We start from the raw sequence: 585 nt of genomic DNA on the forward strand, positions 1-585 counted from the left end.
TGGCGCAGCGCCACGCCGTCCACGGTGGGGATATACGGCGCGGTGCCGCGCCCGTCGGAGGCGTAGGCCATGCCCCAGTCGTCGATCTGGCGGAACGCTTCGTCGTTCATCTGCCAGCCGGCCGCGCCGTGCGTGGGCGGGGCTTCGCCGAAGATGTCGACGTAGCGGTCGAACGCGCTCTGCATCTGGCGCCGGGTCCAGGCCGCGTCGCGCGCGCGCACGTTGTCCTGCCAGTACACGTGGTCCCAGGTATGGATGCCGCACTCGTGGCCGGCCGCGCGCGCGGCGCGCATCTCGGCCGCGGCCTTGCGGCCGATGTCGGGGCCGGGCAGCAGCACGCCGTACATCAGCGTGCGCAGGCCGTAGTTGGACACCACCGAGGTGCGCGAGACTTTCTGCAGGAAGCCGGGCCGGAACACGCGCCGCAGCGCCCAGCCGGTGTGGTCCGGGCCGAGGCTGAACAGGAAGGTGGCCTCGGCCCGCACGCGGGCCAGCATGGCGAGCAGCGCCGGCACGCCTTCGCGGGTGCCGCGCAGCGTGTCGACGTCGACCTTGAGGGCGATGCGTGCCATCGGCGCGGGCCTC

General features: G+C 73.3%; 1 protein-coding gene. It reads right to left on the reverse strand.

Going from position 1 to position 585, the window contains the following annotated elements; all coding sequences use genetic code 11:
* The coding region (locus tag K206_RS0123675; RefSeq protein ID WP_020204873.1) for a polysaccharide deacetylase family protein at nucleotides 1-572 on the reverse strand (572 nt) is incomplete at its 3' end.
* Between the last annotated feature and the right edge of the window lie 13 nt (nucleotides 573-585).

This window comes from Cupriavidus sp. WS (assembly GCF_000395345.1).
Classification (GTDB): Bacteria; Pseudomonadota; Gammaproteobacteria; order Burkholderiales; family Burkholderiaceae; genus Cupriavidus; species Cupriavidus basilensis_B.